This window comes from Bacillus sp. WMMC1349 (genome assembly GCF_013155385.1).
Classification (GTDB): Bacteria; Bacillota; Bacilli; order Bacillales; family Bacillaceae; genus Bacillus.
On record NZ_JABJUQ010000007.1, the window covers coordinates 214044 to 227501 of the forward strand.

Annotated in this window: 15 protein-coding genes and 4 pseudogenes; 11 read left to right on the top strand and 8 right to left on the bottom strand. The window is 34.1% G+C overall.

Annotation, left to right across the window (positions count from 1 at the left end; genetic code table 11):
* Window positions 1-397: 397 nt before the first annotated feature.
* Window positions 398-1548 (top strand): IS3 family transposase gene (locus tag HOO54_RS03640; protein ID WP_172292672.1). Its coding sequence is split into 2 segments (ribosomal slippage): window positions 398-659 and window positions 659-1548, totalling 1152 coding nucleotides; the frame shifts between segments, so codons are not numbered across the junction.
* 426 nt (window positions 1549-1974) lie between these two features.
* Here HOO54_RS03640 and HOO54_RS03645 read toward each other — a convergent pair.
* On the bottom strand, window positions 1975-2334 hold the full coding sequence (locus HOO54_RS03645; protein ID WP_253907603.1) for a VOC family protein: 360 nt from the start codon (window positions 2332-2334) through the stop codon (window positions 1975-1977).
* 390 nt (window positions 2335-2724) lie between these two features.
* On the opposite strand from HOO54_RS03645, the gene HOO54_RS03650 reads away from it, so the two are divergent.
* The 5 genes from HOO54_RS03650 (at window position 2725) to HOO54_RS03665 (ending at window position 5871) form a co-directional block, all read left to right on the top strand.
* Window positions 2725-3282: a class I SAM-dependent methyltransferase gene (locus tag HOO54_RS03650; RefSeq protein WP_172292676.1), complete on the top strand. Its 558-nt coding sequence runs from the start codon at window positions 2725-2727 to the stop codon at window positions 3280-3282.
* Window positions 3283-3451: 169 nt separating this feature from the next.
* Complete coding sequence (locus HOO54_RS03655) at window positions 3452-3949, top strand: flavodoxin domain-containing protein (RefSeq protein ID WP_172292678.1); 498 nt, start codon at window positions 3452-3454, stop codon at window positions 3947-3949.
* Between the two features lie 382 nt (window positions 3950-4331).
* Window positions 4332-5282, top strand: a complete 951-nt coding sequence (locus tag HOO54_RS03660; RefSeq protein WP_172292680.1) for a MerR family transcriptional regulator — start codon at window positions 4332-4334, stop codon at window positions 5280-5282.
* Between the two features lie 8 nt (window positions 5283-5290).
* On the top strand, window positions 5291-5572 hold the full coding sequence (locus HOO54_RS25335; RefSeq protein WP_483862003.1) for a DUF3784 domain-containing protein: 282 nt from the start codon (window positions 5291-5293) through the stop codon (window positions 5570-5572).
* 77 nt (window positions 5573-5649) lie between these two features.
* Complete coding sequence (locus HOO54_RS03665) at window positions 5650-5871, top strand: transposase (RefSeq protein ID WP_172292682.1); 222 nt, start codon at window positions 5650-5652, stop codon at window positions 5869-5871.
* A gap of 635 nt (window positions 5872-6506) precedes the next feature.
* Here the strand turns inward: HOO54_RS03665 and HOO54_RS24055 are convergent.
* Window positions 6507-6732: pseudogene (locus HOO54_RS24055) on the bottom strand (MBL fold metallo-hydrolase); the annotation flags it as partial.
* Window positions 6733-6934: 202 nt separating this feature from the next.
* Here HOO54_RS24055 and HOO54_RS03670 point away from each other — a divergent pair.
* Window positions 6935-7345, top strand: coding sequence for an Lrp/AsnC family transcriptional regulator (locus HOO54_RS03670; RefSeq protein WP_172292684.1), 411 nt, complete (start codon window positions 6935-6937; stop codon window positions 7343-7345).
* A 134-nt stretch (window positions 7346-7479) separates the two neighbouring features.
* Here the strand turns inward: HOO54_RS03670 and HOO54_RS03675 are convergent, their stop codons facing one another.
* The 6 genes and pseudogenes from HOO54_RS03675 to HOO54_RS03695 all read right to left on the bottom strand — a co-directional run bounded on the left by HOO54_RS03675 (window position 7480) and on the right by HOO54_RS03695 (window position 10841).
* Complete coding sequence (locus HOO54_RS03675) at window positions 7480-7923, bottom strand: GNAT family N-acetyltransferase (protein WP_172292686.1); 444 nt, start codon at window positions 7921-7923, stop codon at window positions 7480-7482.
* A 443-nt stretch (window positions 7924-8366) separates the two neighbouring features.
* Window positions 8367-8648, bottom strand: a complete 282-nt coding sequence (locus tag HOO54_RS03680; RefSeq protein ID WP_253907604.1) for a rhodanese-like domain-containing protein — start codon at window positions 8646-8648, stop codon at window positions 8367-8369.
* A gap of 19 nt (window positions 8649-8667) precedes the next feature.
* The gene (locus tag HOO54_RS03685; protein ID WP_253907605.1) at window positions 8668-9033 is read right to left on the bottom strand and encodes a MarR family winged helix-turn-helix transcriptional regulator; all 366 of its coding nucleotides are present in this window, start codon (window positions 9031-9033) and stop codon (window positions 8668-8670) included.
* A 241-nt stretch (window positions 9034-9274) separates the two neighbouring features.
* Window positions 9275-9367 (bottom strand): annotated as a pseudogene (locus HOO54_RS24060) (HIT family hydrolase); the annotation flags it as partial.
* Between the two features lie 795 nt (window positions 9368-10162).
* Window positions 10163-10417 carry a hypothetical protein gene (locus HOO54_RS03690; protein ID WP_172292688.1) on the bottom strand — a complete coding sequence of 85 codons (255 nt, stop codon included), beginning with the start codon at window positions 10415-10417 and terminating at the stop codon, window positions 10163-10165.
* The gene (locus tag HOO54_RS03695) at window positions 10410-10841 is read right to left on the bottom strand and encodes a MerR family transcriptional regulator (RefSeq protein ID WP_172292690.1); all 432 of its coding nucleotides are present in this window, start codon (window positions 10839-10841) and stop codon (window positions 10410-10412) included. Before HOO54_RS03695 ends, HOO54_RS03690 begins: the two co-directional genes overlap by 8 nt.
* Before the next feature lie 151 nt (window positions 10842-10992).
* Here HOO54_RS03695 and HOO54_RS03700 point away from each other — a divergent pair.
* The 4 genes and pseudogenes from HOO54_RS03700 to HOO54_RS03715 all read left to right on the top strand — a co-directional run bounded on the left by HOO54_RS03700 (window position 10993) and on the right by HOO54_RS03715 (window position 13398).
* A pseudogene (locus HOO54_RS03700) lies at window positions 10993-11428 on the top strand (DinB family protein).
* 14 nt (window positions 11429-11442) lie between these two features.
* Complete coding sequence (locus HOO54_RS03705; protein ID WP_172292691.1) at window positions 11443-11961, top strand: DinB family protein; 519 nt, start codon at window positions 11443-11445, stop codon at window positions 11959-11961.
* A complete protein-coding gene (locus HOO54_RS03710; RefSeq protein WP_172292693.1) occupies window positions 11958-12638 on the top strand; it encodes an aspartate/glutamate racemase family protein in 681 nt (226 codons plus the stop codon). The genes HOO54_RS03705 and HOO54_RS03710 overlap by 4 nt, the downstream gene beginning before the upstream one ends.
* 21 nt (window positions 12639-12659) lie before the next feature.
* Window positions 12660-13398, top strand: a pseudogene (locus tag HOO54_RS03715) (class I SAM-dependent methyltransferase).
* Window positions 13399-13458: the final 60 nt, after the last annotated feature.

Below are 13458 nucleotides of genomic sequence, written 5' to 3' on the forward strand. Positions count from 1 at the left end.
AAGTATTATTCAGAAAGGTTGAATAAATATTATGCCCAGGAGCTAAAAAATCAATATTGTTGTTTGTATTACTAAATTTTAGTGGCTTGTTAAAACGATCTACTGCTGCAATTTGAAATACATCCTCAAAGAACCCTGGATAAAGAATTTCATCAGTTTCTCCATCTCCATAGTTCCCAGCAGAAGCGAGATTGCATTATCTATACTATTCTTTAATTGTTTGTCATCTTTTTTTCCACCTAAAGAAAGATTTATTATATCTACTTTTTCATTATTTCTCCCCTTCCAATTCAAAGCAAAATCTATAGCTTCGGATAATCTTGATGTTAGTCTAATAATTGGACACAGAGAATAGAGATTTTTATACTGAAACTAATAATTTCTAGGAGTGTCCAAAATGAACGGAAAAAGATACGATAAAGACTTTAAAATCTATGCTGTTAAGATGGTTGTGGAAGATGGAAGAAAGGTAGCTGAAGTTGCACGAGAGCTAGATTTAGTTCATCAAACTTTGCATAAGTGGGTGGATAAGTATAAGGAAGAGCAGGAGGATGCCTTTGTAGGAAGTGGGAATCTTAATCCCAAGGATCAAGCTAATTATGAAAAAGATAAACGTATTCGTGACTTGGAAGAGGAAGTTTCCATTTTAAAAAAGGCTATGGGCATCTTCGCAAAAAACCAGAAGTAATTTATGACTTCATCGAAAAACACCGACACGAGTTCCGTGTAGCGAAGATGTGCGAAGTATTAGGTGTTTGGAAAAGTGGTTATTATGACTGGAGGAATCGAGATAAGAGTGAGCAGAAAAAGCGTAGAGAAAAGCTAACAGCCGAAGTGAAGCGTGTTTATATGGAGTCCAAGAGAAGGTATGGTAGCCCTAAAATCACTGAACAATTAAAACAAGAGGGTTGGGATGTATCTCAAAAGACTGTTACTCGTATCATGAGCGAGAATGACTTGCGGTCTAAAACGGTGAAAAAGTACAAGGCGACGACAAATTCTAAGCATTCTTATCCTATTTATCCGAATGTATTGAAGCAAAACTTCCACGTAGACAAGCCTGGAGCTGTTTGGGTTGGTGATATAACCTATGTATGGACAAGAGAAGGTTGGTTGTATTTAGCTACGATCATGGACTTATTTTCAAGGAGAATCATCGGTTGGGAAATGAGTAGACGTATGACGAAGGAATTGACCATTACCGCTTTGAAACGGGCGATAAACCAGCAGCCACCACAGAAAGGGCTTATTCACCATTCCGATCGAGGTAGTCAATACGCAGCGTATGACTATCAAGCAGTTCTACGAGACTATAAGATTACGACAAGTATGAGCAGAAAAGGTAACTGTTACGATAATGCATGTATTGAATCTTTTCACAGTGTGATCAAGAAGGAGCTCATATTCCATCAGAAGTATCAAACACGAGCAGAAGCAAAAAGAAGCATATTTGCCTATATCATGACTTTTTACAACTACAAACGTATTCATTCATCTATTGGTTATTTATCACCGATAGCTTATGAGAAAAAGTATGCGCAAAAGTGAATACAACTGATAGAGTAGAAGTTTAGTTACCTCTTAATAGAAGGAATGGGAGAATGCCGTTCCTTCTATTAAGAGGACAGCAAGCGAAGCGCGGTAGCCTTGACAATAATTTAATATTTTAAGTGTCCAATATCTTGACATAGGTCCATCTTTCATAACTAGCTACTCCATGAGGATAAGGAAGGATATTAATATCCAAACCTCTTAACTATGATCTGTTTAATTATTATGATTGTGTTATATGAATAACTGATCATAGCGATTATAATCGTGAATTGATCTTTCAAAACACTAAACTCATAGTAGATACGAGAAACTTTTTTAGAAATTACAGAAGTAAGAAAATATTTAAGTTTGGATCTGTATTCCATGAAATAAAAGAAAAAACAAAGCAATGAAGATACTCTCATTACTTTGTTCTAGTAATTAGTGCCGTTGTAAAAACTCCAATCGGTTACCGAATGGATCATCTACATAAAATCGTGTTGCCCCCTCTAAAGGTTCATCTTCTTTTATTTTAATATTGTTTTCAATTAACCTTTGCTTTAGTTTATTTATATCTTTTATGCTGAAGGCTGGATGTGCTTTAATTGCTGGGATAAAGTTTTCCTGAATACCAATATGAAGTTCATGAGTGCCACATTGAAACCAAACCCCTCCGCGTTTTTTGAGATTTTCTGGTTTGAGTATTTCCTCCATTCCTAGAATTTCCGAAAAAAATTTTCTGCACTTATCTTCACTACCTTTAGGGGCGGCAATTTGAACATGATCAATTCCAACAAACATATAATTCTTCCTCCTTACCATTTAATTTCCTTGCAATACAAATTTATCATATTTTTTGGATTTATAAAAAATTAACAAACATACCAATGCGAGTTAAGATTTTCAATAATATGAAAATTAGGTGGTGAGCAATTTGATTCTAAAGGACATTACTGTATCCTCTGGTCGGGCGGGTGAAGTTGGCATGGAATCACCTTCTTTCTAGACAAATTTTTATTCAGTACTGTCTATCGATGATTTAATATACAAATATTAAAAAAAGAGGTCTTTTATATGTTAAGAAAAGAGTTGCGTTCAAATGTTAAGAATTCTTAGGGTTTTTTGCCCCTTTTTCTTCAGGTTTTAATGTAAAATATGATTATAAATTCAAAACAATGGAGAGATTTTAATATGAAACGTCTGAAATTCTTATTTCAATATATAGTTCATCCAAGAACTATTGGTGCCGTCCTTCCTAGCTCGAGGTTTCTTGGAGATAAGATGATGGAAACAATTAATTTTCAGAAAGCAAAATACATCGTTGAATATGGACCAGGTACAGGCGTATTTACAAAAAAGTTGCTTGAAAAGCGAAATCCAAAGACGATTCTTTTATTAGTGGAAAATAATAAAGAATTTTATTTATTGTTGAAAGCGAAATTTAAAGAGGAGAAGAATGTATTCATTTTATATGGATCTGCCGAAAATATTGACCAGTATTTAAAGGAGTATTGTATTCCTTATGCTGACTATATTGTTTCAGGTCTTCCTTTTGCAAGTTTACCAAAAAGCGTTTCAGCCCAGATTTTATTAAATACCACCAAAGTCTTAAAAAAGGATGGACAATTCATTACTTTCCAATACACTAAGTATAAAAAGACGCTAATTGACCAGTTTTTTACGAAAATAGATATAAAAAAAGAATTAAGAAATTTGCCGCCGGCTTATGTCTTTAGCTGCTCGTTATAACTCATGATGATGGGGGAATCATATGGAGTCTAACATTCTGATTGTTGATGATGACAAAGTGCATTTGTTAATGGAGCAGATGGGATTCCTGCTATCATCATACCAGTTATAAATTTAGTGACAATTATTCTAGCGGTTTATACCATAAAAAATGGAAGGCGGGAAATGCATGAAAACGTTAGTTGTATTCTGTTCGAATCACGGAACAACGGAGAAGGCTGTAAAACATCTAGTCAACCAACTCCCTGGAGAAACGAAGTCGATAGATTTAAAAAGAGAGAAACTTAAGGTTGATATAAATGAATTTGATTATGTATTGGTTGGTGGTTCCATCCATGCAGGTCAAATTCAAGGGAAGCTTAGAAACTTTATGAAAAATAATATGGATATACTTCTTAATAAAAAACTAGGTTTGTTTCTTTGTTGTATGCGAGAAGGAGAGACAGCCCAGAATCAATTTGAGCAGGCTTTTCCAAAAGAACTACGAAAGAAAGCCATTGTTCATGGATTATTTGGCGGAGAGTTCCTGGTTACCAAAATGAATTTCTTTGAAAAAGCAATCGTAAAAAAGGTTAGTGGTGTCGTGACAGATACTTCAACCCTAAATACAAAGGCCATCAAGGAGTTTGTGAATCAGTTGGAAAACCATATGGACGTTGTACAATAGGGCTATCTTAGCTCTTTTTTTAATTGGGATTATAAATATATACATCTTTTCGATAAAATCTTCTAAATGGCTCCGGGTATAATACATTAAATAATAGAAATTTTAATATGTGTAAACTTCTATCTTCCTATCTAATGTATAAAAAAATCATTTGCGTTCGCTTTTCGTGATGAAGAAAAGCCCGATAACCGAGCATTTTTTTGCAAACTTATTTTTTGTTTTCATCATTATCTTTAATGATCTCCCAAACTTTAGCAAGTTGTTTTATTTTATCTTCGAGGGCGCTAAGAAGCTCATTTTTTAAATATTAAGGTTTTTTCTTGACTTGCCCCTAACAGGCACCTTTACAATAAAAGTAAATATTTATTAGGGAGTGATTATATTGAATATCAAACAAGTGTCTGAACTGACAGGGTTAACAAAAAAAGCGATCAAGTATTATGAAACAGAGGGCTTGATCAATGTAAAAAAAAACCCTAATAATCAATACCGTGAATACTCTGATTATATAGTGTCTCAATTAAGAGTTATTGCTTCACTCCGTTTACTTCGACTACCAATTAAGGAGATAAAATCCCTTCTCGACGGAAACAAAAGTCTGCCTGACTTATTAAATGATCAGTTAAATCAAATCAATTGCAAGTTAAAAGAACTTCATCAAAGTAAAATTTTAACAGAAACATTAATTCAAAATTTAAGTGAAATTGAGGATTTTAGTAGTAAAATTAAAGCATTAGAAAGTACGTTACAACTTAAAGATTTTGAGAAGAAAGAGTATGTCAAAGAAAAATTGTTAAGAATGTTTCCGGGTAAATTTGGAGAACTTATTGCGATTATTTTTGAACCATTTTTAGAATTCAAAATTGACGATGAAAATAAACAAATGGACTGGTTAAATTTAGTGAGTTACTTAGATGATATAGATGAAGTTAGCATTGAACATCCAGTAATGCAACTAATTTTTGAAAATTCAAATCAATTAGTAGAGTTTAAAGAGAATAATCGTGATTTTATAGATAAAATTATAAAAAAAGATTATGAGCTATGGGAACAACAAAAAAATGCAATAATCAATCTAGTGAAAAATATTTCAGAGAATGAAGAGTTCAAGCAAAATTTTATTGAACAATTGAAGAATAGTAAAGATCTTCCTCAATTAAAAGAAGGTAGTCCATTCAGCGATGTACTATATAAAATTAGTCCCAAATATAAAGCGTTCTTAGATAATCAAAAGCAGATAAAAAAAGAAGCGGATAAAGAATTAGGTTTTGATTCACAGAATTTTTTAAAAATTATACAAAATAATATACACAGGGCTGATGAAAATTGTTAAATTATATTGTGGGTGGATCTATTTGCATATTTTTTTCATATTTAATAGGAGTAAAAAAAATTTTAAGTCTATTAATTGAATATAATGAACTGACTTTTTTAGGAGATAAAAATAAGTTATCCAAGAGAATGGGTTTTCTGCTTTTGATAATTGGCATATTCACTTTATTAATGCCACTATTGTTAATCGTTTTTGGTTCTTTCATTAAGTATATATATATTTTCGTGGTTAGTGTATTAATTTTTATTGCAACTGCTTTTATAGTTATCCCTTATTTTCAAGTAAAATAAAAGTGTTGTGATGCTAGACTAAAAAGTAGACACGGATTGTTATAATAAAAATATAAAAATAATGAGGTGTGTCTAAAATGGGTAGAGGAACTGGAAAACGTTACGATGAATCATTTAAGAAAGAAACGGTTAAGTATATCGCTGAGCACAACAAGCCTGTAGCACAAGTAGCTAGAGAGGTCGGTGTCAATGAAAATACTGTTCACGGTTGGGTCAAGAAGTATGGACAACAACCTAAAATCAAAAGGCGATGCACTACTTCGCAAAAAGCCCTCGGTAAAGTATTCGTTCATCCATGAAAATCGCTCCCATTACCGAGTGGAGAAGATGTGCCATGTTTTGGAAGTTTCCAAAAATGGATATTTCAAATGGATCAACAGACCGAAGAGTGATAGACAAAAACACCATGAAAAACTATGATCAAGGAGTTTGTGAATCGGAAAATCATATGGACGTTGTACAATAGGGCTATCTTAGCTCTTTTTTTGTGTTTTGAAGGCTGTCTAGCTTCAACGACGAACGCTTACAGCACGAGTAAGCTTCGAGTTATTTTGACGGATACACTTCGTAAGATAGTAGCGAAAGAGACATTTTTACGCATTGATTGTGCTTTTCATAGCGCCAATTAATACTAGAAACTTCCCTTCACTGTGTCTAAGAAAATCAACATTGAATCACATTTAGGTTTTTGCTTTTTTTGTAAATCTCATATTTGAGTCTATCTAAATCTCTTAGATGTTACTTTGATTTGGGATTAATCATCTTTATTTTAAAGGGTGTTGAAATTAATGTGGGTTTTTAATCAGAATTTGGTTTTACAAGAGATGTTAAATAAGAACGGAGGGTTTTCCAATGAATAAAAAATATCCAATCGGACAATTCGATTGTCCTCAAGAATTACAGGAAACAGATATTCAAATGTGCGGGAAAGAAAATCATCAAAGTGGTCTAAGTGCAGGTGAGTGACAATGACAGCATCTACTTCCTTCATCAAATTGTCAATTGGTGTTGGCAAACTTACTAAAGTATTGTTTTGCTCCTGTCTTGGCGAGTTTGGGATAGGGGGTAAGTACCTTTCTCTGCTAACATTGATCTATTAAAAGCTTCTTACCTGGATATTCGACAACTAATGTAGCATTACGAATCTGTTGATTAATCATCTTTTAATGCTCCTTTTCTTTGAATTACGTTTAGTTTATACTATGGTCAAATAACAGATACATAGATAAAATCAGGTGTTTTTACCGTTTGCCTTGATTTTTGAAAGAATATTTGAGTTTGGGCTAATGGGTAAGAAACGAGTTTTAGGCATTTCCTGTTACAAAAAGTACTTTTAGATTTGCTTTGAAAGGATTTGATTTTATGTTGGATCACACGGATATGCGAATATTGGAAGAATTATCTAAAAACAGCCGTATAACAATGAAAGAATTAGGAGATAGAGTTCATTTGACAGGGCAGGCAGCTGCAGCTAGAGTTGCCAAATTAGAAGATAACGGAGTGATTGAGGGTTACACGATTAAGACCAACCGAGTTAAATTAGGATATTTTGTACATGCTTTTATTAATATTTATACAAAAAGCATTCATCACCAACCTTATCTCTCATTTATTAAATCGCAAGAGCAATATGTACTCAATAACTATAAAATTAGTGGAGATGGCTGCTATCTTCTTGAATGTACATTTCCTTCAAATGAATTGTTAAATCAGTTTTTGCAAAGTTTAAACAAACAGGCAAACTATAAATTGACGATTGTTATTAATAAATAGTGGGTCTACTTTGTTTTTTCAAATCCACATAAAAAACTAGCTACAAGATAACCTAAAGTAGATGGAGATACAGTACTTAAAACCGAAATTAACAAGGCTGAAGGAAAACCAACAGCCTTTGTTTTCAGACTAAACTATAACTGTAAACATCTTACAACCTCATCTTCTGTTTGTTTAGTTTCGTGAAAACCTAAAGACTCATATAATTTGGCTGCAACATCATTGTTTGGTCTATGACAAATTATTATTTTTTTATAATGGTGCCTTTTAACAATCAAATCTATCAATTGCTTGACTGCTTCTTTTCCATAGCCCTTTCCCTGATATTTCTCGTCTATCATTACTGTAGTAATCCATGGTGCATCAATATCAGGGTCAATGCCATATGCAACAACACCAACAATTAAATTTTCATAATATACGGCAAGTAACTCAAGTTCGTTATTATATTCATATTTAGAACTTGCCATCCAATATACAACAGAGACAGGAAATATCTTTTTTTGTTCTTCACTTACTGAAAGTTCTGTACATTCATACCAATTAGTGGCATTAATTTCTTTCAAAGAAATACTCATTTCTTTTCCACCTTTCATTATGATGTTGATTCAAGAAAAGGTGGAGTATGCTTGTCAGTTTTGGTAACTAAGCAGTAAACCACCGATTAAGCATTTTTTTCATTTCGCCTCAACCCCTTTTTATGTAATGAATGGTCATAGCTTATCATATGCTAATGACAACTTCTTGATTTTACCGTTTATTACTATAGATTTACAAGGTAAATGAAAAGAAGCCTATAAGTTGATTTTAAGGCTTCCTTTACACTTTTCTATTAACTTCGAAATATGTGGTTAATGAAAGAATCCGATTTCTCAGTACAAAATTATGAATCCCTTCATTACATGGTTCCAACATTTAAGTCTTGATTCAACACCCACAATTATCAGATATGTTGTTTGATTTTGAAACAGGAAAGTTCATTTGTTGCCATGCTGCAATACCTCCAGTCAACTCTTTCGCTTTAGTCCAATAAAAATTTTGCAACTTTTGCAGCAGTATTACACCAGACATCCCAACAATAAACAATAATTTCTTTGTCCTTTGGTACTTCACTTATACGTTCTGGTAACTGTTGTTCAGGAATAATATTAGCATCTTCAATTGTTAAACTTCTGACATGAGTTGGACCGTTTCTAACATCAATTAAGAAGTATTTTTCCGGTTCTATTTGCTTAGATCTCAAATAATCCATAGGACTTATTGTTGCTTCTAGACGCGCATTAAAATAATCAAGTGCGTTCATATTTATAACCTCCTGTTTTCTATAGCGATCTCCAAACTTTAACAAGAAACTCTTTAAGCAATTGTCTTTCTTGCTGGGATAAAGGAGCTAAAACTTCTGACTCTGTATTGATTAAAAATTCCCAACGCGAATCCAGCACTTCATGACCTTTTTCAGTAATCAAAAGGCTATAAGATCTTCTATCATGAGGATTCTTTGTCCTCTCAACAAACCCGAGCTTTTCCAAATGATCAATATGGCTCACCATCGTTGTTCGATCGATCTTCAGGTTTTCAGAAATATCTTTTTGTGATGAGTAAGGATTTCCCTGAATAAATAAAAGTACTCCATATTGTCTTGCGTTAATATGAAAGGGGTCCAGTCCTTTAAGAAACTTATTTTCCATCCGTTGCAGAACCTTTCCGAGCATAAAGCCATAAGACTGATTCCGTTTATTCAGTTCGATAGTCACCCAATCAAATCATCAGTTGTGTATATAATCGTATAACTGAGTTGTGGGTTTTCTTACAGAAAATGGTGAATATTATGGAGAGCAATATGATATGTGGATAGTTCTAGAAGACGACGATTATATTTGAAACCCAGATAGGGACTCGTTGACATCGAGTCCCCATCGATCATTGTATTTAAGATTTAAGCGTTTTCCCAGATACAATATGCCAATGTAAATGTTTAGAGTCTTGATAAGTCCCCAGGTTTGTTATCACCCTGCAGGCGCCTCAATTGCATTGGGATTTCTTTTTTCCGGGAAAAGGAAGGCGGCTGCTGAACAACAGTTATAGTGTAAGTGTTGTTTATTAAATGGGAAAGGGGCTGTCTAAAAAGTCCTTTATCAACATGATTCAGGGGGAATTGCGAGACTCCTGCGGGAACAGCGAGCCAGGCGAGACCCAAGAGGAGCAAGGAACGAGCTCCGAGGAGGCTCGCGGATCGCCCGCGGAAAGCGAGCAAATTCCCGATTTTTATTCATCCACAAAAAACCGGATTGTTGTAGTTCCAACATTTTTACCTAATAAAATGATAGAGATCTATTCCAAATATCGTTAATAGTCCTGTACTTATTCCCCATATCAATATACTAATCAATTGCCATATTACAACTTGTTTTTTTTCAGCTCCGGCAATCACTGAAACGAAAGCGGATATATGATTTGCCCCAATAATGGGTCCCATCAGTGTCAACCCAGGAACTCCATATCGATGAAAATAACCTTTGGCTTTACTAAATCGATGTCCTAGCCAGGACGATGCGTTCTCCTTAATAGTTTTATTTCGAACAAATTTTGTAAGGTTGATGATGAACATTGACTGAAATAAAATTAGCTGCAATACCGATGCTTGTGACTACGAAAAAAGGCAGGCCAAGTATCACTCCTAAAGGAACTGAGACATGTGCTTCAAGAAAAGGAATGAATCCGATGATAAATAAAATTAGCAATTGAAAAAAAACGGCAAATCAATAACTTTTTGAAACAATTCTTCAAACAATTCTTCAAACAATTCCATTCCCCCATTTACATCATTTGATCTTTATCGACGAACTCATACGCTTTTTTTAAATACTCTATTTCTTCACGGTTCAGTGGGTTATATAATTCAATGCCTTGGATATTTAGTGATTTTAAATTATCAATGTTGGTGGATAAACTACTTGTTAAAGCCGCTTGAATTCTTTCTATCAAACCCTGAGCTTCGGCAGAGGTATGGGGAATTTTGTTTGAAACTAACTGTCTTAACTCCATAAACAAATGAAAATACGTTTTATTCATTGTTGATCACTGTTTCTAAAAGTTGCCGCTCTTTTACATCAAGCTGTTCTTCCCAAATCATAGCGTGCACGACAAAACAAAAGATGCTTAAATCAATGTGATCACTGTTATTAATAACGTCATTCATTATATTTAACTTGTCAATGATTCTCTTTATCTCTTCCATTTCCTCGATATATTCTTGTTTTTTATAATAGATTCGTTTTTTTAAGTCATCTTTTAGTATAATCGGATTTTTTAAAATATCGTCGATTTCTTTTAAGGAAAGGCCTAAGAACTTTAATGACTGAATTTTTTTGAGTTTATCTAAGTCATTTATAAAGTCACTTGGCTTTAGTAACCCTATTTTGTCATAATACCTCAATGTCCGAATGGTAACACCAGCACGTTTTGCCATCTGTGCAATGGTTAAACAGGTTTCCATTTTGTTGTTCTTCTTTTTGGCATCTTTAGCATCCATTATAAAGAGGTAACGCGAGGTTAGGTGCAAGAAGAATTTTAGTTTTTGAAGGAATATTCAAATATAAAAGAGAATTTTTACTTATTGTTTGTAAAAAAGGAGGAGAGATAAAAGTATGAATCCAATTGATCTTATTGTGTTAAATTTTGAAGAGGTGAGGCGTCGAAGTATGAAGGTGTGGACAAGTATACCTCAAGAAAAGTTGGACTGGCGTCCCGATCCAAATGCGATGTCATGTAAAGAAATGAATAAGACATGTCCTTGAAGGAGAATATCTTTACCAAATTAGGAACCAGCTCATCCTTATCAATCAAAAGTGTTTACAACAGTAACTGAAGAGCTAGAATTTGCACAACCCTTTCGAAATCAATTTATAGATTTCGTCAAATCTTTGAATGTTCAAGATTTAACAACTACTCATATAGATCGGTCTGAGGTTGGATATATCCGCAAACTCGGTAAGAATTGCATATCATGAATCAGTCCATACCGGTCAACTTTTAGATTATTTGAGAACGGCTAAAATTGATCGGCCTTTCATTTGGGATTAGGAGGAGGCTTTCAGATGGCATCTCAAGAATTACAGTTTTACGAATACAACAGATGGGCAAACCAACAAGTGTTTAACCGGTTAAAAGAGCTTCCAACGAAGGTTTATCAGCAAGAGATTCAAAGTGTATTTCCAACAATTGCTCATGTGTTGGCACATGTTTATCTTTCTGATCATAGTTGGCTTGAAGTTTTTTCTGGGAAAAGCTTGAAAGACACCTTAAAGTTTGCTGAACAACAAATGGAACAAACAGCGTCAAAACAATTAGCAGAAATGGAAACCATGTTTGAGCAGTTATCAAACCGATACACATCGTTCCTTAAGCAAGCTGAAAACATGGATAAGCCACTGGCGATTGAAAACCCTTCTGGTGAATTCATAAAATATAGTATCTCTGAACTACTGATCCATGTTGTTAATCATGGTACATATCACCGAGGAAATATAACAGCTATGTTGAGGCAAATAGGATATGCTTCTGTCCCGACAGATTACGGGCTTTATTTATATTTGAACATGGGGGGACAACGATGATCGGCATATTAGCAGGAATGGGACCAAAGTCGACCGGCCCATTTGTGAATAAAGTTGTAGATGAATGTCAAAAAATTTATGGTGCAACATATGATCTAGATTTTCCGCACATGATGATTTATTCATGTCCAACCCCTTTCTACATTGATCAACCAATAGATCACAAAGAGATGGAACGAGCTATTATAAACGGTGCTCGTAAACTTGAAAAAACAGGTGTTGATTTTATTGCCATACCTTGTACTACCGCACATATTTATTTTAAGTCATTAAAAAACGCAGTTTCTGTGCCTTTATTAAACATGGTGGACGAAACTATGAAAATAATCCCTGAAGAATCCAAGAAAATAGCGTTATTAGCTACTCAGTTGACAATTGAATCTGGGTTATATCAAGAGGCTTTTGTAAAAAATGGATTTGACTATATTCATAAAGACAGTTGGCAAGCTCTTGTAAATCAAATCATTTTATACATTAAAAGTGGTCATGTGAATGATTCTTTTTCGTTGTGGAACAAGCTCTCTGAAGAACTAACGAAAGAAGTTGATGTGGCTGTTATTGCATGTACAGATTTAAATGTAGTGACTGATAAGCAGGCGGGAAATCTATGCCTGATTGATTCTTCAGCTAGTCTGGCTAAAGCCATTGTACATCAGTATTTATCAATCAAGGCATAACGGTGAGAGGGAGGAAAAAGTATGAAACATATGGGTACAGAAGAAGCAATTAAAAGGTGGGACCGATCAGAACCATTCCGAACATGGGGACATTCATAAAGAAGTTTTTTTAAACCCTGCGATATTTTCTTTCATTGAAACAATAACCAACAAAAATGTGTTAGATGCAGGGTGTGGTGAAGGATATTTAAGTAGAATGCTAGCCAAGTCTGGAGCTCATGTAACAGCTGTGGATTATTCAGAACGAATGATCGAGATAGCTAAAAAAAGAACACCACCAGATTTACAAATTCATTATCAGCAAGGGAATTGTGAAGACTTGCACTTTTTAGAGGATCATAGCTTTGATTTGATCATCGCCAATATGGTGATTCATGACCTTGCCAATTATGAAAAAGCATTTCGAGAAATGTACCGGTTATTAAGAGATCAAGGCACATTTATTTTTACCATTTTACACCCTTGTTTTGTAACGCCTGAAAGTGGTTGGGAGAAAACAGAAGAGGGCAAAAAATTGCATTGGAATGTCGATCGATATTTCTATGAAGGTGCATATGAACAAAGGTTAGGTGATCAGGAAAAAATGTTGTTTTTCCATAGAACCTTAACAAGTTATATCAACACCCTTATTAAAACAGGTTTTCGTTTAGAAGGCATCATTGAACCAAAACCATCAGAAGAGCTGCTGCAACAATATCCTTCATTTGAAGAAGACTTTAGATGTCCCGATTTTATCGTTTTTAAAGTGAAAAAGAGCTGATAAGACCATGAGCCTGAGAGATGTCAGGCTCTTTTTTTAATGTCTAAAAATTAGATCAAC

Coding starts and splice junctions, on each gene's coding strand:
- HOO54_RS03665 (WP_172292682.1), top strand. CDS start 5,650: ATGGGTAGAGGAACTGGAAAACGTTACGATGAATCATTTAAGAAAGAA.
- HOO54_RS03705 (WP_172292691.1), top strand. CDS start 11,443: ATGGCATCTCAAGAATTACAGTTTTACGAATACAACAGATGGGCAAAC.
- HOO54_RS03655 (WP_172292678.1), top strand. CDS start 3,452: ATGAAAACGTTAGTTGTATTCTGTTCGAATCACGGAACAACGGAGAAG.
- HOO54_RS03645 (WP_253907603.1), bottom strand. CDS start 2,334: ATGTTTGTTGGAATTGATCATGTTCAAATTGCCGCCCCTAAAGGTAGT.
- HOO54_RS03695 (WP_172292690.1), bottom strand. CDS start 10,841: ATGGAAACCTGTTTAACCATTGCACAGATGGCAAAACGTGCTGGTGTT.
- HOO54_RS03690 (WP_172292688.1), bottom strand. CDS start 10,417: ATGAATAAAACGTATTTTCATTTGTTTATGGAGTTAAGACAGTTAGTT.
- HOO54_RS03710 (WP_172292693.1), top strand. CDS start 11,958: ATGATCGGCATATTAGCAGGAATGGGACCAAAGTCGACCGGCCCATTT.
- HOO54_RS03675 (WP_172292686.1), bottom strand. CDS start 7,923: ATGAGTATTTCTTTGAAAGAAATTAATGCCACTAATTGGTATGAATGT.
- HOO54_RS03670 (WP_172292684.1), top strand. CDS start 6,935: ATGTTGGATCACACGGATATGCGAATATTGGAAGAATTATCTAAAAAC.
- HOO54_RS03685 (WP_253907605.1), bottom strand. CDS start 9,033: ATGGAAAATAAGTTTCTTAAAGGACTGGACCCCTTTCATATTAACGCA.
- HOO54_RS03650 (WP_172292676.1), top strand. CDS start 2,725: ATGAAACGTCTGAAATTCTTATTTCAATATATAGTTCATCCAAGAACT.
- HOO54_RS03680 (WP_253907604.1), bottom strand. CDS start 8,648: ATGAACGCACTTGATTATTTTAATGCGCGTCTAGAAGCAACAATAAGT.